This window comes from Cobetia sp. UCD-24C, assembly GCF_001306765.1.
GTDB lineage: Bacteria > Pseudomonadota > Gammaproteobacteria > Pseudomonadales > Halomonadaceae > Cobetia > Cobetia amphilecti.
Genome location: NZ_LJTD01000002.1, coordinates 253,344 through 275,613, shown reverse-complemented (window position 1 = coordinate 275,613; position 22,270 = coordinate 253,344). Strand labels below are relative to the sequence as shown.

Sequence of the window (22,270 nt, the reverse complement as noted above, 5' to 3'; positions counted from 1 at the left end):
TCCTTCTCCTTTCCCCTGTCGCAGGCACGAGTTCAGGCCGCGTCGGCGGCAAGCGTGGCGGATGACGTACTGGATGACGCCGAGGCCGCGGCAGGCACCTGACCCGCCACCGAGGCATCACTGCCGGCACTGCGTTCGGCCTCGAGCTGCTGACAGAGGCTGGCGAGAATCGCCCCGGCGTCACCGATCACCGAAAGATCGGCACGCTTGACCATGTCACAGCCACCATCGGTGTTGATGGCCACCACCTTGTCGCAGCGCTGGATGCCCTGCAGATGCTGGATGGCCCCCGAGATGCCCACCGCGACATAGACCCGCGCCGTCACCCAGGTACCGGTGGCACCGACCTGACGGGCACGCGGCATGAAGCCGTCATCCACCGCCACCCGCGAGGCGCCTTCGGTGGCCCCCATCAGGCTGGCGGCGCGGTGGAAGCCATCCCAATCGCGGATGCCGTTGCCCGCCGAGAGAATGAATTCGGCCTCGCCCAGCGCGATCGCGGAGGGGTCGACGGCCACCGGGCCAAGATCTTCGATCACGTCTGGCACGGCGTGCGCGGCACTGGCCGCCTCCCACTCGAGCGGCAGCGCGGCGTGGCGCACATCTTCCACCGGCTCGGCGCATTCCGCCTCGCACAGCACGATACGGGTCAGCGGGCGGGTCAGGTCCTGCTGACCATTGCCGCTGCGCCCGGTGACGTTCACCTCGCCAAGCTCGCCACGCCCGATGGCGGCAAGCTCGCCGTCGAGCTGATAGGCATTGCCACTGGGCCGCGCCAGCGCATCGCCCTGACACAGCAGGCGCGCACCGAGACGTCGGCCGCGTTCGCCACCGCCAGTGCGGGATTCCGGCAGCAACCACAGCCGTGGTGCCAGCTTGCCATCGATGGCCTCAAGCTCCGCCAGCTGAGCCAGCGGCGCATAACCATCGTGGAGGGTATCGGCAAAGTGCAGCCAGCGATCGGCACCCGCCGCGCCGAGTCCGACACTGTCGGCGGCGTCACCATCCTCACGCAGCGTGCCGAAGGTGACGGCCAGCACCGCGCCCTGATGGGCGGGGTCGGCATCGGCGATCTGACGCGCCAGCCCCAGCACATCGCGGTCGTGACTCGACAGTCGCCCACCGGTCATGTCCGGCACCACCGCGATCAGGAAGGCGGGTGATGCGATCTCGACCAGCGGCAGCACGCGCGCCTTGGCCACGACCGCGGGCTGGCCAGAACCCGCCGCGGCAGGCCCGGAGCGGCCACTGCGGTCGATGCGTTTGCGGCCATTGGCGGCGATGAAGTGGCCGACGTGCGGGTCGCGACGCATCACGCCCTGCGGGCCCATCCAGCGTTCCCGAGGGGCTGCCGCGCCGCGGCCCAGCGCCTGCAGCGCGATGAGATGCTGCGGGTGCAGGCGATTGCGTGCCTGCTGCTCCAGACGCGGGTCACGGCGTGGCAGTGACTCGCGCTCGGATGCGTGTGGATCGACGGGAATCGTCATGCCGCCACCTCCGCGTCAGTGGGCTGCGTGGTCGACGCCGCCAAGCCTTGCGTGGACGCTTCCAGTACCAGCGCCCGCGCCATCAGTTCCGCCAGATCCAGCACCTGGGGTTCGGCTTCACCGGCCGGAGCCACCACGCCTTCCAGCATCGCGGTGCATTGCGGGCAGCCGACCGCCACGACCTCGGCGCCGGTCTCGCGCACATCGCCCATGCGCATGTCGGGGATACGCTGCTTGCCGGGGATGTCCGTCACCGGCGCGCCACCACCGCCGCCACAGCAGCGTGAGCGGAAACCGGAGCGCTGCATCTCGCGCACTTCCAGCCCCAGCGCCGCCAGCAAGCTACGCGGCGCCTCGAATTCACCGTTGTAGCGCCCCAGATAGCAGGGGTCATGCCAGGTGACCGCGCCGAGCGTGGCCAGCTTGCTGGCATCCAGACTCAGACGTCCCGCCGCCAGCAACTCATTCATGTAGCTGGTGTGGTGATTGACGAGGTAGTCGCCACCGAAGGCGGCATATTCACGTCCCAGCACATGGAAGCTGTGCGGATCGCAGGTGATGATGCGCGCGAAGCGATACTTCGACAGGGTGGCGATATTGCGGGTGGCCAGCGACTGGAAGGTCGCCTCATCCCCCAGACGACGCGCCACGTCGCCACTGTCACGTTCTTCCGCACCGAGGATGGCGAAATCCACCCTGGCGGCGCGCAGTACCTGCACGAAGGCACGCAGCGTGCGCTGGTTGCGCATGTCGAAGGCGCCATCACCCAGCCACAGCAGCGCTTCCACCGGACGCGGATCTCGCGCTGCCTCGCGGGCGGCCTGAAGCTCGGCGATGCGCGGCAGGTCGAGGTCCGCCGCCCAATGCAGACGCGCTTCGAGCGCGAAGCCGCCCGGGTTGTCGGTGGCGATCAGGTTGTCGAGCACCTCGACACCCTTGCCCGGTGTCGCGCCCTGCTCCAGCGTCATGTGACGGCGCATGTCGACGATGGCATCGACGTGCTCGATCATCATCGGGCACTCCTCGACGCAGGCGCGACAGGTGGTGCAGGCCCACAGGGTTTCCGGCTCGACCAGTACCTTGAATTCATGGTTTAGCTTGTCGGAGTCACTTTTCGTACCAGAAGCGCCCTGCTCACCAGCCGCCTTGATCTGGATCGGCCCAGATGACGCTGCCTGAGCTGCCGGGCGAGCATGCGGAGAGGCCCCGACGATGGCCTGCTGCGGGCCGCCGCCATGCTGGCCGGGCGCGCGCCTGGGCTCATCGCCCGGATAGGGCGAACCGGCGTAGGCGGCATCGCTGCCACCGGCCATGCCGACCACCATGTCCTGGATCAGCTTCTTGGGATTGAGCGGCTGACCGGCCGCGAACGCCGGGCACACCGCTTCACAGCGCCCGCACTGCACGCAGGCATCGAAGCCCAGCAGCTGACGCCAGTTGAAATCGGACGGCTTGCCGACACCCAGCGGTGCCTCGGGGTTGGTCAGGTCCAGCGGCAGCAATGCGCTGTCGCGGATGCCGGCACTGTCACGGGTGCTGAAACGTGCCGGACGCCGATGGAAGGCCAGATGCAGCGCACCGGCGAAGGCATGCTTCATCGGCCCGGTGATGCGCGAGCCGCCGCCGGTCATGCCGACGATCATCTCAAGCAGCCCCCAGGCGATGCCCGCTACCAGCACCAGCCCGAGGATACCGCCGGAGATCATGCCGCCGACGCCTTCCGGCAGCACCAGTGACAGACTCATCACGAACAGGCTGGCGGAGAACACCAGCAGGCTCTTGGGCAGACGCATCCACGGGCCACGCGACAGGCGTGCCGGCGGGTCGAGGCGACGACGACGCACGAACAGCGCGCCACCGAACATCGCGCCACTGACCAGCAGCAGCAAGACGCCCAGCCAGGCGGAGTCGATGCCGAAGCCGTAGACCACCACCATCAGCAGCGCCGCGGCCACGAAGCCGCCCCCGGTGGCGACGTGGGTGTTGGCCATGTAGCGGTCCCGCGCGACCACGTGGTGCAGGTCCACCCCGTAGCGGCGCGGTACCTTGGCAAGGCTCGCGATCAGCTCTCCTACACTCATGGACGTGGCGTCCGCCCGCCCCTGGCGCCACAGGCCGATGCGCTTGACCGCGCCGATGGCAGCCAGCGCCAGCGCGGCGAAGATCAATACCGACAAGATCGTGTCATTCATGCTGCTCACCCTCTTTCTTCAAGCCCGCTGTCGACCGGACGACTGCCGAGCCGGCGCAAAGGAGCAGCCGGCTCGACAGATCACGTCATCAGAAGTCCTTGCACAGACGCAGGGCGTCATAGATGGCGGCGTGGGTGTTGCGCGGTGCGTTGCAGTCACCGAGGCGGAACAGCAGGTAATCATCCCCGTCGGTGGCCTGGCTCAGGCACGGCTGCGGCTTGATGGCGTAGAGCGACTCGACGTCGATCTGGCCCTTGTTGAGCGAGCCATCCTTGAAGGCGTAGTAGAGCGCCTCATCCGGACGCACGCCGTTCTCGACCACGATCTGATCGACGACGCGCTCTTCCAGCGTGCCGGTGTATTCGTTCTCGAGCACCGCCACCAGGCCCTCGCCCTCGCGATAGACCTCATGCAGCACCATGTCGGAGGTCATCACGACTTCCTTGGCATACAGGCTGCGGTAGTAGGTCGGGAAGGTGGTGCCGCCGACCGCCGCACCCGGCTTGATGTCGTCGGTGACGATCTCGACCCTGGCGCCCTTGTCGGCCAGATAGTCGGCCACCGAGACCCCGGAGAACTCGCAGATGCTGTCGTAGATCAGCACGTTGCTGCCCGGCGCGACGCGCCCGTCCAGCACGTCCCATGAAGAGACGATCAGGCTCTTGGACGGGTCTTCGTCGTAGCCCCAGGAGGCGAACTGGTCCATGAACGGACGACCGCCCACCGCGAGGATCACCACATCGCCACGCAGGTCACGGATGGTGGCCTCATCGGCCCGCGTGCCCAGGCGCAGGTCAACCTTCAGGCGTGCCAGTTCCAGCTGATACCAGCGCGTGATGCCGGCGATCTGATCGCGCTGCGGCGCCTTGGCCGCGATGGTGATCTGACCGCCAAGCTCATCACGGGCCTCGAACAGCGTCACGTCGTGGCCGCGTTCGGCGCACACGCGGGCTGCCTCCATGCCGGCCGGACCGCCGCCGACGATGACGACCTTGCGCACCGGGCCGATGGTCTTCTCGATCTGATGCGGCAGGCCCATGTATTCGCGCGAGGTGGCGGCATTCTGGATGCACAGCACGTCGAGGCCCTGATACTGGCGGTCGATGCAGTAGTTGGCGCCGACGCACTGCTTGATCTGGTCGAGCTGGCCCATCTTGATCTTGGCGATGATGTGCGGGTCGGCGATGTGGGCGCGGGTCATGCCGACCATGTCGACATAGCCGCCTTCCAGAATGCGCTCGGCCTGGTTGGGGTCCTTGATGTTCTGGGCGTGGATCACCGGAATCGAGACGACTTCCTTGATGCCGGAGGCCAGGTGCAGGAAGGGTTCCGGCGGGTAGGACATGTTGGGAATGACGTTGGCGAGGCTGTTGTGGGTATCACAGCCGGAGCCGATCACGCCGAAGAAGTCGAGCAGACCGGTGGCGTCGTAATAGGCCGCGATCTGCTTCATGTCGTCGTGGGACAGGCCATCGGGATGGAATTCATCGCCACAGATGCGCATGCCGACCACGAAGTCGTCGCCGACCTCGGCGCGCACCGCCTTGAGCACCTCGAGGCCGAACTTCATGCGGCCCTCGAAGCTGCCGCCCCACTCATCGGTGCGCTTGTTGACGCGCGGGCTCCAGAACTGGTCGATCAGGTGCTGGTGCACGGCGGACAGCTCGACGCCGTCCAGGCCGCCTTCCTTGGCACGCCGCGCCGCCTGGGCGAAATCGGCGATGATGCGCTGGATCTCCTCCACCTCGATGGTCTTGCAGGTGGAGCGGTGCACCGGCTCGCGGATGCCGGACGGTGACATCAGCGAGGTCCAGTCGAAGCCGTCCCAGCGCGAGCGACGGCCCATGTGGGTAATCTGGATCATGATCTTGCCGCCATGCTTGTGCACGGCATCGGCCAGATTCTGGAAATGCGGAATGATGCGGTCGGTCGACAGATTGACGGAGCTCCACCAGCCCTGCGGGCTGTCGATGGAGACCACCGAGGAGCCACCACAGATGCACAGGCCACACCCGCCCTTGGCCTTCTCTTCGTAGTAGCGCACGTAGCGCTCGGTGGTCATGCCGCCATCGGTGGCATACACCTCGGCGTGGGCGGTACTGACGACGCGGTTGCGGATGGTCAGCTTGCCGATCTCGATCGGCTGGAAGAGTGCGTCGAATGCCATGGTGAGAGCTCCTCGCCGGGGAGAGCGCCGCCTCGTCACGCTGGCCTGGCCTGCCCGCCGCCACGAGTCGTTGCTGGTGGCGGCGGGGTCGGCGTCAGGCGTCTTGCATGTCAGGAAAGGCGGCGCTCAGGCGTTGCGTTGTCGTTGTTGTGGGTGGTGAGTGTCGTGACAGAGAGATGATCGGGCAGCCGGCTTGTGCTGTTGCCTTTTGCCTGGGCCGGGCCTGGGCCTTGACCCGAGCCATGGAATAGAGAGTGGCGGATCCGAAAACGTCACACTGTTCCGGGAGCGACCTCGAAATACCCCACGTCACAGCCTTCCTCACCGCCGCTCTGGGTCTGGACGGCGACGGTGCGCAGCTCGCTGCCACGCGCAGCCAGAATCTGGTCCATCGCGCCGGCGAACCAGCCGGTGAACATGTACTCGAGCCTGGTGCCGGTCTTGCCCTGCTGATAGACGAAGCAGGAGTGTTCCAGGCGCACCTTGCAGGTACCGCGCTCCAGATCGATCTCCTCGGTGATGAACAGACCCCAGCCGCGCTGCGACAGACGCTTCATGTAGTGCTCGAAGACTTCCACGCCGACCAGGCCGTGCAGCTCGGCTTCCTTCTCGCACCAGTGCCAGGCGCTCTTGTGGCCGGCGTGGTAGAGAATCTCGGCGTACTTCTCCACGCCCAGCGCCTCTTCCACCGCGACATGGTTGTTGATGAAGAAGTGGCGCGGCACGTACAGCATCGGCAGCGCATCGGACGTCCAGACGCCAGTCTCGCTATCCACTTCGATCGGCAGTTCAGGGGCCATCTTGCTCATGTCGGTGTCCTCCAAAGGGGGCTTGAGGGAATTGCAAAAGAGAGATCAGGAAAGAGAGATCAGGAAAGAGAGATCAAGTAAGAGCGATCAAGAAAAGGCGCGGGCAGACAGACTCAGCCGCCCCAGACGTTTTCCAGCGTGCGCAGCCAGTTCTCGCCCATGATCTTGCGTACCTGATGCTCGCTCATGCCGCGACGCAGCAGCGCCTCGGTCAGATTGGGGAACTCGCCGATGGTGCGGATGCCTTCCGGATTGACGATCTTGCCGAAGTTGGTGAGACGACGGGCGTAGCCCTTGTCGTGGGTCAACCACTCGAAGAAGTCCTGGCCGTGGCCCTGGGTGAAGTCGGTGCCGATGCCGATGGCATCCTCGCCGACCAGGTTCATCACGTATTCGATGGCCTCGACGTAGTCGTCGACGGTGGCGTTGACGCCGGCCTTGAGGAAGGGGGTGAACATGGTGACGCCGACGAAACCGCCGTGTTCGGCGATGAAGCGCAGCTCGGCATCGGACTTGTTGCGCGGGTGGTCCTTGAGACCGGCCGGCGCGCAGTGGGAATAGCAGACAGGTACCTTGGACTCGAGGATGACTTCCTCGGAGGTCTTCGAGCCGACGTGGGAGAGATCACACATCACGCCGACGCGATTCATCTCGGCGACCATCTCGCGGCCGAAGCCGGACAGGCCGCCGTCGCGCTCGTAGCAGCCGGTGCCGACCAGGTTCTGGGTGTTGTAGCACATCTGCACGATGCCCACGCCGAGCTGCTTGAAGACATCGACATAGCCGATCTGGTCTTCATAGGCGTTGGCATTCTGGAAGCCGTAGATGATGCCGGTCTTGCCGGCGGCCTTGGCGGCGCGGATGTCGGCGGCCGTGCGCGCCACGCAGACCAGATCACTGCTCTCGGCGATCAACTGGTTGCTCTTGACGATGTTGTTGACGGTCGCCTGGAAGCCTTCCCAGACCGAGACAGTGCAGTTGGCAGCGGTCAGACCGCCCTTGCGCATGTCCTCGAACAGCTCGCGCTGCCACTTGGCGATCACCAGACCATCGATGACGATACTGTCATCGTGCAGGGCGCGGGCCGCATCGGACCCACCGAAGGAGGAGGAGAATTCGGACATCATGTCGCTCCGGCGCTGGGCAGGCGGCTCTGGAAGTCAGGTCACTGCCCGTACCCGGCGGACAGGGCCTGCCGGAACACGATCTCCAGCAGGCTGTGCCAGCATAGTCCTGCCCTCTTCCCCCTCTGACGCCAGATGCGACCCGTGGCTATCGAATCGCGTCAGGGCTGTCGTTTCTGAAACGACGACGCCCCGACTCGAGAGAGCCGGGGCGTCGTGGGACAGCCGATGGTGTAGCGTCAAGCCGGTCAATGCGCGGGGGACAGCTCCTTCAGCGAAGGCAGCAGGTCCCAGCTCAACCAGCCACGCGGCTGTTCCAGACGCTTCAAGTAGCCCATGCCGAGATTGTTCATCTGACGGCGCGTCCAGCTGGCGCGGCGCTGGATATAGGCCGAGGGCTTGCCGGCATTGAAGCGGATCGGGTTGGGCAATACCGCCGCCAGCAGACTGGCCTGGTAGGCGGAAAGACTGGCGGCATCGGTATTGAAGTGATGCTCGGCCGCGGCCTCGACGCCGAAGACCCCCGGCCCCCATTCGGCGACATTCAGATAGACCTCGAGAATGCGCTCCTTGGGCCAGATCATCTCGATCAGGATGGTGAACCAGACCTCCAGCCCCTTGCGCACCCAGCTGCGCCCGTTCCACAGGAAGACATTCTTGGCGGTCTGCTGGCTGATGGTGCTGGCGCCACGCAGACGCTCACCGGCCAGCCGCGCATCGATGGCCTTGACGATCTGATCGACATCGAAGCCGTAGTGATCGGGGAATTTCTGGTCTTCCGAGGCGATCACCGCCAGACGGGCATTGTTGGAAATCTGCTCCATCGGCACCCAGTCATGCTGGAGCGCCATCGGCTCGCCGGTGACCAGGCCATAGCCCCACTTCTCCAGCATCACCATCGACACCGGCAGCGGCACGAAGCGCAGCAATACCACCAGGCCGATGCAGGCCACCATCCAGCAGGCGACGACCTTGAATGCCCACACCGCCAGCCAGCGCAGACGCTCCATCGGGCGCATGCCGGCACGCGGCGCCGGGCGGCGTGTCGCCCCGCGCCGTGCACCCGCCACACGCTCCGTGCCTGCCTGCCTGCGTTGCTGTCCTCGTGCCATCCCTTGCCGTCCCCTGTCGTGCGTGTCGTGGCTCGCCGCCGAGCCATTGTCGTGTCAGCTACTGCTTCCTGGTGCCTTCGAGTGTACCAGAGCGTGCCGGTGGCTCCTGTGAAAACGACAACGCCCCTGCCGGAGCGGCAGAGGCGTTGGATGTTGCGGGAAGCTGCTGTCAGTCGGCAGGCGTCAGCCCTGCAGGCGCACGCTGGCGTAGGTCGGCTCACCGCGCGCATTGGCCAGTGCCAGAATCGCCGAGGAGACGGGGGACTCGCTGGCCGGTTGCAGGGGCGCATTGCCGACCATGCTCTGGCCGATCGACTGGTGCAGCAGCCCTTCCAGACTGGCGACACCGGTCAGCTGATGGTCGCCATCGGCGCGACACGGCACCTCCAGCACGCTGACACTGCGCTCGCCACCGATGCGCTCATCACGCGGCGGCATGCCGAAGTACTCGCGGTAGCACTTGGAAAAGTGCGGCGTGGACACGAAGCCACAGGCCGAGGCCACCTCGATGATCGACAGCGCCGTCTGCTTGAGCAGCTGACGCGCGCGGGTCAGGCGCAGCTTGAGGTAGTAGCGCGACGGCGAGCAGTGCAGATACCGCTGGAACAGCCGCTCCAGCTGACGGCGCGAGACATCGACATAGTGTGCCAGCTCGTCCAGGCCGATGGGCTCTTCCAGATTGGCCTCCATCAGCGCGACGATTTCCAGCAGTTTGGGCTGGGTGGTGCCCAGCACATGCTTGAGCGGCACGCGCTGCTGGTCCTGCTCGCCACGTACGCGATCGCAGATGAACATCTCGGAGATGCCCGCCGCCAGCTCGCGGCCATGCTCGCGACCGATCATGGTCAGCATCATGTCCATCGGCGCGGTACCGCCGGAGGCCGTGGCGCGGTCCTGATCGATGGAGAACAGTCGTGTGGTCAGCGGCACGCGCGGGAAGGCTTCCTGCATCGCGGCCAGGCATTCCCAGTGGATGCTGGTCTCATGGCCTTCGAGCAGCCCCGCCTGGGCCAGCGCCCAGCTGCCGGTGCAGACGGCACCCAGCTTGCGGCCGGCACGTGCCTGCGCCTGCAGCCAGCTGACATGCGGGCGATGCACGGAGCGCTGGATGCCGACGCCACCGCACACGATGACGATATCCAGCGGCGGGCACGCCTCGGTGGAAGTATCGGGCGTGACCTGCAGGCCATCGCTGGCACGCACGGGGGCGCCTTCCAGCGTCACGGTATACCAGCGGTACAGCTCGCGTCCGGCCAGCTGATTGGCCATGCGCAGCGGTTCCACCGCCGAGGCCAGCGAGATGAGCGTGAAGCTGTCGAGCAGCAGGAAGCCGATGGTCTGCGGCTGGCGCGTCTCGCCAGCCATTCCTGCAGCGGATGAGTGAGCTTCGTACGGGCGGGCGAAACGGCCACTGGTCAATGCCATGAGGGGAGTCCTTCTCTATATCTGCTTGAGTGGCAGACCGGGGCCTCGTGGTGCCCTCTCCCGTGACCTGATGAGGCCGGCGGGGGTCCGCAGTATTATCGTTATTGGGTCTCAGCAGGGAGCGAACCCGGAGGGTCGGCTCCAGCAGCGACGACATCGGCGATTGGCCCCATCAGGGGGAGGTCAATAAGCGACCCCTGCAATTCCGATAGCGTCAGGGATGTCGTGATTCACTACCTGGACGTCGTGCGTTGTCCACCTCTCGACAGTAAACCATCGCGCCTGCCTGGCGCAGTGACTTTATCGCCGCTGTGCAGCAAATCATCGTTGCCGCACGGCACAGAATAACGCCTGAGTTGGCTACCACTGATGCAGCATAATCAAACGCCACCAAAACGGGCTTTCATGCCTTGAGGTTCTGAAAAACGCCGCTTCTCATGACGAAAAAACGACAGTCCCGCTATCCATCAATCGATAGCGGGACTGTCGTTTCTGTCTTTCACGCAGGTTCTCTGCTCGGCGAGCGATCAGCTGCGATTGGCACTTTCATACCTCAACGCCTGAGGCTCACCTCAAAGCAGGTGTTTCGCGTGCCTTTTCATTTCTACCGGCGACCACACTCACACCTCAAAGGAGGTGTTTCGCGTGTCTATTCATCTCTACCAGCTACCACACTCACACCTCAAAGGAGGTGTTTCGCGTGGTAGGCAAGATGCTCATCGATGAAGCTGGCCATGAAGAAGTAGCTGTGGTCGTAGCCGGGCTGACGACGCAGGACCAGCGGGTGATCCAACTCGGCGCAGACCGCCTCCAGGCGCTCCGGCTTGAGCTGCTCCTCGAGGAACTGATCACTCTCGCCCTGCTCGACGAACAGCTCCTGACGCGCGGCGCCGCTCTTGCTCGCCTGCTTGACCAGTTCGCAGGTATCCCACTGCGCCCACTGGGTGCGGTCATCGCCGAGATAGCCGCTGAAGGCTTTCTCTCCCCACGGGCAGGCCATCGGATTGACGATCGGCGCGAAGGCCGAGACCGAACGATAGCGGCCAGGATTCTTCAGCGCGCAGATCAGCGCGCCGTGGCCACCCATGGAGTGACCGGAGATGGACTCACGCTCGCCGTCCACCGGGAAGTGCCGCTTGACGAGCGCCGGCAGCTCCTCGGTGACGTAGTCATACATGCGGTAATGACGCGCCCACGGCTCGCGGGTGGCATTGACGTAGAAGCCTGCGCCACTGCCGAAGTCGTAGCTGTCGTCTTCGCCGTCCAGATTGACGCCGCGCGGACTGGTGTCCGGGCAGATCAGGGCGATGCCCAGCTCCGCCGCCTTCTTCTGCGCGCCGGCCTTCTGCATGAAGTTCTCGTCGGTGCAGGTCAGCCCCGACAGCCACCACAGCATCGGCACCGGGCCCTGTTCGGCCTGGGGCGGCAGATAGATGGCGAACACCATGTCGCAATCCAGGCTGCCGCTGCGGTGACGGTAACGCTTGAGCCAGCCGCCATGCACCTTGTTGGCGCTGACCAGCTCGAGTTGTTCGGTCGCGGTCATCATGCTCTCCCTTGTGATATCGCCCATGAAAACGGCGTCGGCAAGCCGACGCCGTTTCGCGTTCCAGATCTCACCGGGCAACAGGTGCTTCCCTGTTGCCCGGCGGCAGTTCAGCCCCGGATCAGAAGCTCAGCACGGTACGGATCGACTTGCCTTCGTGCAGCAGATCGAAGGATTCGTTGATCTTCTCGAACGGCATCTGGTGAGTGATGAAGTCGTCCAGATTGATCGCGCCGTCCATGTAACGCTCGACGTAGCCCGGCAGTTCGGTACGGCCCTTGACGCCACCGAAGGCGGAGCCTTTCCAGACGCGCCCGGTCACCAGCTGGAACGGACGGGTAGAGATCTCTTCACCGGCACCGGCGACGCCGATGACGATGGATTCGCCCCAGCCCTTGTGCGCACACTCAAGCGCGGCACGCATGACATTGACGTTGCCGATGCACTCGAAGGAGTAGTCGACGCCGCCGTCGGTCATGTCGACGATGGCTTCCTGAACCGGCACGGACAGCTTGCTCGGGTTGACGAAGTCGGTGGCGCCGAACTTGCGGGCCAGGTCGAACTTGTCTTCATTGATGTCGATGGCGATGATGCGCGACGCCTTGGCCATCACCGCGCCTTGGATGGCGGCCAGACCGATGGCACCGAGGCCGAAGATGGCAACGGTAGAGCCCGGCTCGACCTTGGCGGTGTTCATCACCGCGCCGATACCGGTGGTGACGCCACAGCCCAGCAGGCAGATCTTGTCCAGCGGCGCTTCCTTGGACACCTTGGCCAGCGAGACTTCCGGCACCACGGTGTATTCGGAGAAGGTAGAGGTGCCCATGTAGTGGTGCAGCATCTTGCCATCGAGGGAGAAGCGCGAGGTGCCGTCCGGCATCAGGCCGCGACCCTGGGTGGCACGCACGGCGCTGCACAGGTTGGTCTTGCCGGAGAGGCAGAACTTGCACTTGCCGCATTCGGCGGTGTAGAGCGGAATGACGTGGTCGCCCGGCACCAGGCCAGTCACGCCCTCGCCCACTTCCTCGACGATACCGGCGCCTTCGTGGCCCAGCACGGACGGGAACAGGCCTTCCGGGTCTGCGCCGGACAGGGTGAACGCATCGGTGTGACAGACGGCGGTATTGACGATGCGTACCAGCACCTCACCGGCCTTCGGCCCTTCGACATCGATCTCGACCAGTTCCAGCGGCTTGCCGGCTTCCAGCGCAATCGCAGCACGTGATTTCATGAATCTCTCCTAGTGAGCATCAATAGCGGTAAACTGGCTGCCAATCTCATGCCCCCTGGTGTGGTGACGATCACCACGGAGGCCACCCTGAAAGGTAGCAGCACCTGACAGGTTGCATAGATGAGTCGCCCGAGGGACTCCCCACGCGACAGGCACTGGGCTCGTCCTTGCGGTTCATCCTTGCGGGCTTGGCATGGAACACAGTCTACGCAGTCATGCGGGTGGGATTAAGCCGTCGGCACTCAGATGATTATTGCCACTCAACAACAATTAATGAGGAGCCAGCATGCAGCGCTGGGACCGTATCGAAGCCTTCGTGGAAGTCGTCAGAATCGGCTCATTTTCCGGGGCCGCCCGTCATCTCGGGGTGTCCAGCTCACATGTCAGTCGTCTGATCAGCCAGTTGGAAGCCCAGCTCGATACCCAATTGCTCTACCGCACCACCCGTCAGACGCGTCTCACCGATGCCGGACAGGTGTATTTCGAGCACTGCCATCACCTCTTCGATGGCTTCCGCGCCGCCGAACAGGCCATCGGTGACTTCCACGCCCGCCCCAGCGGCGTGCTCAAGCTGACCAGCGCCACCACCTTCGGCGAGCGCTACGTCGCGCCGCTGGTCAACGACTTCCAGCTGCTGCACCCGCAACTGGAAGTGCAGATGCACTTCACCAACCGTCCGGTGGAACTGATCGACGAGGGCTTCGACGTCGCCATCCGCATGGGCGTGCTCAAGGATTCCTCGCTGATCGCAAGGCGGCTGGTGGATCGCCGTGAATTCGTCGTCGCCTCGCATGACTACTTCCAGCAGGCACCGCGCCCGCACACGCTGGCCGAGCTCTCCAGCCACCGCTGTCTGGCCGGTTCCAAGCGCGAGTGGCTGTTCGAGGTCGAGGGCCAGCGCCGTGAGGTGCGCATCACCGGCAGCTGGCAGGCCAACTCTGGCCCGGCGCTATTGGACGCCACGCTCAAGGGCCTCGGCCTTGCCCAGATTCCCGACTATTACGTCGCGCCCCATCTGGCCAGCGGCAAGCTGATCTCGGTGCTGGATGAGTACCAGGTACGTGATACCGGGGTGTGGATCGTCTATCCCCGCCACCGTCACCTCTCGCCCAAGGTACGCCAGTTCGTCGACTTCATGGTCGAGCGCTTCGAGGGCGGCATCCCCGGCCTTGACGCATGACGCGCCGCCGCGGATGAGCTGCCGAATTGATGAACGAATAAGTTGATGAGCGGATAAGTTGATGAGCGGATGAGTTGATAAGCCGACGAACGACAGACGGGCTGCCAATCGGCAGCCCGTCTGTCGTTGCACTCACCATGCTCATCAGCGGCGTCAGGCGCGCTGCGCCCCACTGCCCGGCACCGCCTCGGGCAGATGCACCGGCGGCGCCTTGACCAGCAACTTGCTGGCCACGAAGTAGACCAGCGCCCCCAGCAGCGAGCCGGTGAACCAGCCGTAGTCGTAGAACCAGGACAGTCCGGGTTGCGAGAAGCTGATCACCGTCAACCCCACCGGCACGAAGAAGGCGATGAAGCCCGCCGGATTGAAGGCCGGATAGGTGCTGCCATCCAGATAGAGTGCCGGCAGATCAAAGGACTGACGACGGATCACGAAGTAGTCGACGATCATGATCCCCGCGATCGGCCCCAGCAGACTCGAATAGCCCAGCAGCCAGTTGGAATAGAGGCTCTCGAGACTCACGTCCGAGACGATCCAGCCCATCTTCTTGATCAGCTCGAAGCCCATCAGCAGCACCCCGACCAGCCCGGTCAGCAGCACGCCGCGCGTCTGGTTGATCAACTTCGGCGCGATGTTCTGGAAGTCATTGGTCGGCGAGACGATGTTGGCCGCGGTATTGGTGGAGAGCGTCGCGATGATGATCAGCACCATGGCGATGGCGACCCAGCCGGGGCTGTCGATGCGACCGATCAGGTTGACCGGGTCGGAGATGGTCTCGCCCACCAGCGAGCTGGACGCCGCGGTCAGCACCACGCCGAGCGCCGCGAAGAAGAACATCGTCAGCGGCAGACCGATGATCTGACCGACGATCTGGTCCTTCTGGCTCTTCGCGTAACGACTGAAGTCAGGAATGTTCAGCGACAGCGTCGCCCAGAAGCCGACCATCGCGGTCAAGCCCGCCATGAAGTAGCTGGCCACGCCATCGCCTTCGGGACGATTCGGCGGCTGGGCCAACAGCTCGCTGATCGAGGTATGCGGCAGCGCCCACACCATCAGGCCGACACCCACCGCCAACAGCAAGGGCGCGGAGAGCGTCTCCAGCCACTTGATGGATTCCGCGCCACGAATCACCACGAACAGGTTGAGCGCCCAGAACACGAAGAAACCGATGACCTCGCCTACTCCGCCCAGCGCCTTCCAGTCGGCCGAAAGGCTCGACAGCAGCAGGTGGATCGCCAGCCCGCCGAACATCGTCTGGATACCGAACCAGCCACAGGCGACCACCGCGCGAATCATGCATGGCACGTTGGAGCCGATGATGCCGAAGGAGGAGCGCAGCACCACCGGGAAGGGGATCCCGAAGCGCGTACCGGGGAAGGCGTTGAGGGTCAGCGGAATCAGTACCACCAGGTTGGCGACCAGAATCGTGAACAGCGCCTCGCCGACGCTCAGGCCGAAGTAGGCGGTCAGAACGCCACCCAGGGTGTAGGTCGGCACGCAGATCGACATGCCGACCCACAGTGCGGCGATGTTCCAGCGCGACCAGGTGCGCTCGGCACTCTTGGTCGGCGCGATATCCTCGTTGTAACGCGGGCTGCGGGCGACATCCTGTGCCACTACCAGCTCGATCATTTCCTCATTGCTGCGCACCATGTGCGAGCGCGTCTGTGTCGGGGCCATGAGTCCTCACCTGTTCAGCTGTTGTTATTGTTGAGGGTGATGCACTGCGCTTGCCTTGTGTCACTTGTCGTTTCTTGTCTTCCTCACCTTCTCCGTCGCTTTCCTGACTCCTCTTCGCTCCTCCCCGTTCGGCACACATCATCAGGCACACTTCATTCGGCACTGCATGCAGAAGATTCTGTGGTAGGCCGTGTAGAAGAAACACCTTGCGCAGTTCGTGTGGAAAACCCTGTGGCAAATCGCATGCCGCCGGCCGGATTATTGCCGACAAATCAAACCTGTCTTGCAAGACAACTTGAGATTCAATGGTGCGTATTTTCATGCATGACGCCTGTCAGGTGGCGACACGCCGTGTTCGCGCCAACTGTCAGTATGGTCAGGTTCCAAGCTGGTGCAAGGCGGTCTTGCGCAATGCCCGCGCAAACGGTCACAAGCCACTGTTGTGCATCGTCTTTTCCTTTGAAAATCGCGTGAACCACGCTGATTCCCCAGGCACCACAATGGTGAAATATGGCCTTTTCTTGGATAAAAACTCTTTGATAACAACAAGATAAATCCACAAGACTTTATTTGACACTTCATCTTGCCGAACGCGGGAACACTGTCTAATGTTCATTAAGCTGACTGGTGAGACAGGATTTAAATCGGACCTTTCCTGACCCACGATGCCTGCCAGCGGCATGCAGACTTGCCAGGCAGGCGGCGTGTTTTTCCTGGGGCCATTTCGCGCTATCCCTGCTCACCCGTTCAGCCCACCAGCACTCATTGAAGACAACAACAACCGGCGCCAAGCGCCCGATGAGGAAGACATGTCGAACGATTCCCGCATCTCCTATACCGAGGATGCCGGCAAGCTGCGCTGCGCCGTCATCCAGATGGGACTCAACGTCTCCACCGACCTCGAGCCCGCGCAGATCCGTGATGCCATGAACGAGGCCCACCTGCCGCTGATCGACCAGGCCGGTGAGGCAGGCGTCAAGATCCTGTGCTTCCAGGAAGTCTTCAATCAGCCCTATTTCTGCCCGAGCCAGGATGCCAAGTGGTATGCCGCCGCCGAGCGCGTGCCCGACGGCCCCACCGTCACCCTGATGCAGCAATACGCGAAGAAGCATCAGATGGTGATCATCGTGCCCATCTACGAGGAAGTGCAGCCAGGGGTGTACTACAACACCGCCGCCGTCATCGATGCCGACGGCAGCTATCTGGGCAAGTATCACAAGACCCACATCCCGCAGGTGGCGGGCTTCTGGGAGAAATTCTTCTTCAAGCCGGGCAAGTCCGACTGGCCGGTCTTCGACACCGCCTACGGGCGCATCGGCGTCTACATCTGCTACGACCGCCACTTCCCGGAAGGCTGGCGTGCGCTGGCGCTCAACGGCGCCGAGATCATCTTCAATCCCTCCGCTACCGTCGCGGGCCTCTCCCAATATCTGTGGGAGCTGGAACAGCCCGCCTCCGCCGCCGCCAATGGCTGCTACATCGCCGCCATCAACCGCGTCGGCCATGAACAGCCCTGGGATATCGGCGAGTTCTACGGCTCCTCCTACTTCGTGAATCCACGCGGCCAGATCGAAGCCCAGGCCAGCGCCACCGAGGATGAGCTGCTGATCCACGACCTCGACATGGCGATGGTGCGCGAGGTGCGCAACAACTGGCAGTTCTTCCGCGACCGTCGCCCGGACGCCTATACCCGCCTCACCGACGGCGAGTGACGGACTGACGACCCGCACGACAACAACAAGACGACCTGACACTCAATGCCGGACAAGGCCGCGCGATGCGGCCGGGAGAGACTCATGGCAATCCTGATCAAGGGCGGCAGCATCCAGACCCACGAAGAGCGCTACACCGCCGATGTGCTGTGTGACGGCGAGACCATCACCGCCATCGGCACCGACCTGGACGTACCGGACGACTGCGAAGTGATCGACGCCAGCGGCTGTCTGGTGATGCCCGGTGGCATCGACCCGCACACCCACATGCAGCTGCCCTTCATGGGCACCGTGGCCAGCGAGGACTTCCAGACCGGCACCGCCGCGGCGCTGGCCGGCGGCACCACCATGATCATCGATTTCGTGATCCCCTCCCCGCAGCAGCCACTGATGGAGGCCTATCACACCTGGCGCGAATGGGCCGAGAAGTCGTGCTGCGACTACAGCTTCCACGTCGCCGTCACCTGGTGGGACGAGAGCGTCAGCCAGGACATGGCGACGCTGGTCGCCGATTACGGCGTCAACAGCTTCAAGCACTTCATGGCCTACAAGAACGCCATCATGGCGCCGGACGACACCCTCGTCTCGAGCTTCGCGCGCTGCCTGGAGCTGGGCGCGATTCCCACCGTGCATGCCGAGAACGGCGAGCTGGTCTACCACCTGCAGCAGAAGCTGCTGGCCGACGGCATCACCGGCCCGGAAGCGCATCCGCTGTCGCGCCCGCCGCAGGTCGAGGGCGAAGCCGCCAGCCGTGCCATCCGCATCGCCGGCACCCTGGGCACGCCGGTGTATCTGGTCCACGTCTCCACCGCCGATGCGCTGGAGGAGATCCGCTACGCCCGCGAGCACGGTCAGCCAGTCTACGGCGAGGTGCTGGCAGGCCATCTGCTGATCGATGAAGAGGTCTATCAGAACAAGAGCTGGGAATTCGCGGCCGGCCACGTGATGAGTCCGCCGTTCCGCTCGCTGGAGCACCGCCAGGCACTGTGGGGCGGCATCCAGTCCGGAGACCTGCAGACCACCGCCACCGATCACTGCTGCTTCTGCGCCGAGCAGAAGGAAATGGGCAAGGACGACTTCTCGAAGATTCCCAACGGCACCGCCGGGGTCGAGGACCGCATGGCGATGCTGTGGCACGAAGGCGTCAATACAGGGCGCTTCTCCGCCGAGGACTTCGTCGGCCTGACCTCCACCAATGCGGCCAAGATCTTCAATCTCTATCCGCGCAAGGGCGCGATCCGCGTCGGCAGCGACGCCGACATCGTGGTCTGGGACCCCAACGCCGAGCGCACCATCTCGGCCAAGACCCACCACCAGAACATCGACTTCAACATCTTCGAAGGCCGCACCGTCAAGGGCATTCCGCGTCACACCATCAGCCGCGGCGACTGGGCATGGCGCGATGGCGAACTGCATGCCAAGCGCGGCCACGGCCAGTATGTCGAGCGTCCGGCCTACCCCAGCGTGTTCGACCAGCTCAAGGCCCGCGCCGAGAGCAACGTCGTCAGCGCCGTGGATCGCAGCTGACGGCCGACGAACGACTCGAACAAGACAAGACCGGCACGACTGAACGACACGACTGAACGACGGCCTGGCAGCGCACCTGACGCGCTGCCGGTCCCGAAGCGCTGCCAATCAAGGCGTTGCCAGTCAAGAAGCGCAACCTGACTCGCCTGCAAGACCAACAACAACGACCCCGCGCCTGAGCGCGGGCAGGAGCCACACCGTGACCACATCCTCCACTCCTTCCCACTGGGCCCCGAGCGGGCTCGCGGAAGAGGCGCTGAGTGCGCGTTTCACAGACCTGCATCCAGCGCTCAGCAAGCGCCAGGCCTTCATCGAGAGCTCGCGCTGTCTGTACTGCTACGATGCCCCCTGCATCAAGGCCTGCCCGACCAGCATCGACATCCCGACCTTCATTCGCCGTATCCACGATGACAATCTCGAAGGCGCCGCCAGCGAGATTCTCGATGCCAATATCCTCGGTGGCAGCTGCGCCCGCGTCTGCCCCACCGAGATCCTCTGCGAGCAGTCCTGCGTGCGCAATCAGGGCGATGAGTGCCAGCCGGTGCTGATCGGCCTACTGCAGCGACATGCGCTGGACAACGCCCAGTTCGAAGCCCATCCGTTCACGCGTGGCGCCAGCACCGGTCGGCGTATCGCGGTGGTCGGCGCCGGGCCTGCCGGGCTTTCCTGCGCCCATCGCCTGGCGCGTTTCGGCCACGATGTGGTGATCTTCGAGGCCGAGGAAAAGGCCGGCGGCCTCAACGAATACGGCATCGCCCGCTACAAGCTGACCGATGACTTCGCCGCCCGCGAGGTCGAGTTCCTGCTCGAGATCGGCGGCATCGAGATCCGCCATGGCCAGCGCCTCGGCGACAATCTGGCGCTGGCCTCCCTGACACGCGAATTCGACAGCGTCTTCCTGGGCCTCGGCCTTGGCACCAGCCATGCCCTCGGCCTGACCGGCGAGGATGCCAGCGGCCTGATGGCGGCCACCGACTTCATCAAGGTGCTACGTCAGAGTGGCGAACTGAACACCCTGGCGGTGCCCAGACACGCCGTGGTGATCGGTGCCGGCAACACCGCCATCGATATCGCGGTGCAGGCCAGGCGCCTCGGCGCGCAGACGGTGGACCTGGTCTACCGGCGTGGCGAAGAGCAGATGTCCGCCACCCATCACGAGCAGGAAATCGCGCGCGCCAATGGCGTGATGATCCACACCTGGGCGCGCCCGCTGGCGATCGATGTGGCAAACGATGGTGGTAGAAGCGAAGAAGGTGATGACACCGCGCTCAGCGCGATGCAGTTCGCGCGCACGCGGGTCGAGGATGGCCGCCTCGTCGATACCGGCGAAACCTTCACGCTGGCCTGCGATGGGGTCTTCACCGCCATCGGCCAGGGCTTCGATGACGCGAGCCTGAGCGACGTCCATGCCGCAGGGCTGGCCCGCGAGGGGGCCAAGATAGAGGTGGACGAGATGCTGCGCACCAGTCTGCCCGGCGTCTATGCCGGCGGTGACTGCATCGCCCGCGGGCAGGACCTCACCGTTCAAGCCGTCGCCCACGGCAAGCTGGCCGCCGAGGCCATCCATCACGATCTGATGCTCAAGGTGGAGGCCGCCTGATGACCATTCATACCCCGCTCAATGATGACAACGCCCGCCCGGCAGGTGCTGGATCAAGCGGCGATCACGTCGCCAGCTACAAGGCCGATCTGTCGGTCAACTTCGCCGGCATCCGTGCCCCCAACCCCTTCTGGCTGGCCAGCGCCCCGCCCACCGACAAGGCCTACAACGTGGTACGCGCCTTCGAGGCCGGCTGGGGTGGCGTGGTCTGGAAGACCCTCGGCGAAGACCCGGCCGCGGTGAATGTCTCCTCCCGCTACTCGGCGCACTATGGCCCGAATGGCGAGGTCAGCGGCTTCAACAACATCGAACTGATCACCGACCGTTCGCTGGAGATCAACCTGCGCGAGATCACCCAGGTCAAGAAGGACTGGCCGGACCGCGCGCTGATCGTCTCGCTGATGGTGCCGTGCGAGGAAGAGGCCTGGAAGACCATCCTGCCGCAGGTCGAGGCCACCGGCTGTGACGGCATCGAACTCAACTTCGGCTGCCCCCACGGCATGCCGGAACGCGGCATGGGCGCGGCGGTGGGCCAGGTGCCGGAGTATGTCGAGCAGGTCACGCGCTGGTGCAAGACCTACAGCTCGCTGCCGGTGATCGTCAAACTGACGCCCAACATCACCGACGTGCGTGAACCGGCCAAGGCCGCCTGGCGGGGTGGCGCCGATGCCGTCTCGCTGATCAACACCATCAACTCCATCACCCATCTGGATCTCGACCGCATGGTCGCGCATCCCATCGTCGGTGACCGCAGCACCCACGGCGGCTATTGCGGCAGCGCCGTGAAGCCCATCGCGCTGAACATGGTGGCCGAGATAGCGCGCACGCCGGAAACCGCCAAACTGCCGATTTCCGGCATCGGCGGCATCTCCAACTGGGAGGATGCCGCGGAATTCATCGCCCTCGGCGCGGGCAGCGTGCAGGTGTGCACGGCGGCGATGCTGCACGGCTTCCGCATCGTCGAGGAGATGAAGGACGGCCTGGGGCGCTGGATGGACAGCAAGGGCTATCAGCGTATCGATGAGTTCTCGCGCGCGGCGGTGCCCAACACCACCGACTGGAAGCAGCTGGACATGAACTATCAGGTGATCGCCCGAATCGACCAGGACAAGTGCATCGGCTGCGGACGCTGCTACATCGCCTGCGAGGACACCTCACACCAGGCCATCATGCATCTGGCCAAGGACAACGGCACCGCCCGCTATGAGGTGAAGGACGCCGACTGCGTGGGCTGCAACCTGTGCGAGATCACCTGCCCGGTCGAGGACTGCATCACCATGGAAGTGCAGGACACCGGCAAGCCGTACATGAACTGGATGGAGGACCCACGCAATCCGCATCGCGCGGCCTGATCGTCTGGTGCTCCTTTGATCGCGGGGCGCAGGTAGCAATAGATGGGAATCAAAAAAGGGGCTGCCAGCAATGGCAGCCCCTTCTTCATTGGCTTGATGACCCACCAATGATGACCATGACTAGCT

General features: G+C 64.3%; 16 protein-coding genes. 5 read left to right on the top strand and 11 right to left on the bottom strand.

From position 1 onward, the window contains the following. Window positions 1-32 precede the first annotated feature (32 nt). The 9 genes from AOG28_RS03505 to AOG28_RS03465 form a co-directional block, all read right to left on the bottom strand. Window positions 33-1,487 (bottom strand): electron transfer flavoprotein subunit alpha/FixB family protein, encoded by a 1,455-nt coding sequence (locus AOG28_RS03505; RefSeq protein ID WP_082388202.1) that lies wholly within the window; start codon window positions 1,485-1,487, stop codon window positions 33-35. Then, the gene (locus AOG28_RS03500; RefSeq protein WP_054555328.1) at window positions 1,484-3,679 is read right to left on the bottom strand and encodes a (Fe-S)-binding protein; all 2,196 of its coding nucleotides are present in this window, start codon (window positions 3,677-3,679) and stop codon (window positions 1,484-1,486) included. The genes AOG28_RS03505 and AOG28_RS03500 overlap by 4 nt, the downstream gene beginning before the upstream one ends. A gap of 88 nt (window positions 3,680-3,767) precedes the next feature. Beyond that, the gene (dgcA, locus tag AOG28_RS03495) at window positions 3,768-5,846 is read right to left on the bottom strand and encodes a dimethylglycine demethylation protein DgcA (protein WP_054555327.1); all 2,079 of its coding nucleotides are present in this window, start codon (window positions 5,844-5,846) and stop codon (window positions 3,768-3,770) included. 272 nt (window positions 5,847-6,118) lie between these two features. Further along, window positions 6,119-6,655: a DUF5943 domain-containing protein gene (locus tag AOG28_RS03490; protein ID WP_054555326.1), complete on the bottom strand. Its 537-nt coding sequence runs from the start codon at window positions 6,653-6,655 to the stop codon at window positions 6,119-6,121. A 113-nt stretch (window positions 6,656-6,768) separates the two neighbouring features. Then, window positions 6,769-7,779: a dipeptidase gene (locus AOG28_RS03485; RefSeq protein ID WP_052384560.1), complete on the bottom strand. Its 1,011-nt coding sequence runs from the start codon at window positions 7,777-7,779 to the stop codon at window positions 6,769-6,771. A gap of 248 nt (window positions 7,780-8,027) precedes the next feature. After that, window positions 8,028-8,789, bottom strand: a complete 762-nt coding sequence (gene mtgA, locus AOG28_RS03480; RefSeq protein WP_082388235.1) for a monofunctional biosynthetic peptidoglycan transglycosylase — start codon at window positions 8,787-8,789, stop codon at window positions 8,028-8,030. A gap of 285 nt (window positions 8,790-9,074) precedes the next feature. After that, the gene (locus AOG28_RS03475) at window positions 9,075-10,256 is read right to left on the bottom strand and encodes a GlxA family transcriptional regulator (RefSeq protein WP_043333766.1); all 1,182 of its coding nucleotides are present in this window, start codon (window positions 10,254-10,256) and stop codon (window positions 9,075-9,077) included. A gap of 742 nt (window positions 10,257-10,998) precedes the next feature. Further along, on the bottom strand, window positions 10,999-11,862 hold the full coding sequence (gene fghA / locus AOG28_RS03470; protein ID WP_054555325.1) for an S-formylglutathione hydrolase: 864 nt from the start codon (window positions 11,860-11,862) through the stop codon (window positions 10,999-11,001). A 121-nt stretch (window positions 11,863-11,983) separates the two neighbouring features. Then, on the bottom strand, window positions 11,984-13,093 hold the full coding sequence (locus AOG28_RS03465) for an S-(hydroxymethyl)glutathione dehydrogenase/class III alcohol dehydrogenase (protein ID WP_043333735.1): 1,110 nt from the start codon (window positions 13,091-13,093) through the stop codon (window positions 11,984-11,986). A 286-nt stretch (window positions 13,094-13,379) separates the two neighbouring features. Here AOG28_RS03465 and AOG28_RS03460 point away from each other — a divergent pair, with 286 nt between their 5' ends. Further along, complete coding sequence (locus AOG28_RS03460; RefSeq protein WP_054555324.1) at window positions 13,380-14,273, top strand: LysR family transcriptional regulator; 894 nt, start codon at window positions 13,380-13,382, stop codon at window positions 14,271-14,273. Window positions 14,274-14,426: 153 nt separating this feature from the next. On the opposite strand, the gene AOG28_RS03455 is transcribed toward AOG28_RS03460, so the two are convergent. Together AOG28_RS03455 and AOG28_RS18100 are read right to left on the bottom strand one after the other, a co-directional pair. Then, complete coding sequence (locus AOG28_RS03455) at window positions 14,427-15,953, bottom strand: NCS1 family nucleobase:cation symporter-1 (RefSeq protein ID WP_054555323.1); 1,527 nt, start codon at window positions 15,951-15,953, stop codon at window positions 14,427-14,429. After that, a complete protein-coding gene (locus tag AOG28_RS18100) occupies window positions 15,910-16,275 on the bottom strand; it encodes a hypothetical protein (protein WP_152965320.1) in 366 nt (121 codons plus the stop codon). Before AOG28_RS18100 ends, AOG28_RS03455 begins: the two co-directional genes overlap by 44 nt. 487 nt (window positions 16,276-16,762) lie before the next feature. On the opposite strand from AOG28_RS18100, the gene AOG28_RS03450 reads away from it, so the two are divergent. From AOG28_RS03450 to preA, 4 genes are all read left to right on the top strand, one after another. After that, window positions 16,763-17,665, top strand: coding sequence for a nitrilase-related carbon-nitrogen hydrolase (locus AOG28_RS03450; protein ID WP_052384559.1), 903 nt, complete (start codon window positions 16,763-16,765; stop codon window positions 17,663-17,665). A gap of 84 nt (window positions 17,666-17,749) precedes the next feature. Beyond that, on the top strand, window positions 17,750-19,192 hold the full coding sequence (gene hydA / locus AOG28_RS03445) for a dihydropyrimidinase (RefSeq protein WP_043333732.1): 1,443 nt from the start codon (window positions 17,750-17,752) through the stop codon (window positions 19,190-19,192). 199 nt (window positions 19,193-19,391) lie between these two features. Beyond that, window positions 19,392-20,792, top strand: coding sequence for an NAD(P)-dependent oxidoreductase (locus AOG28_RS03440; protein ID WP_054555322.1), 1,401 nt, complete (start codon window positions 19,392-19,394; stop codon window positions 20,790-20,792). Beyond that, window positions 20,792-22,144: an NAD-dependent dihydropyrimidine dehydrogenase subunit PreA gene (gene preA, locus AOG28_RS03435; RefSeq protein ID WP_082388200.1), complete on the top strand. Its 1,353-nt coding sequence runs from the start codon at window positions 20,792-20,794 to the stop codon at window positions 22,142-22,144. The genes AOG28_RS03440 and preA overlap by 1 nt, the downstream gene beginning before the upstream one ends. Window positions 22,145-22,270: the final 126 nt, after the last annotated feature.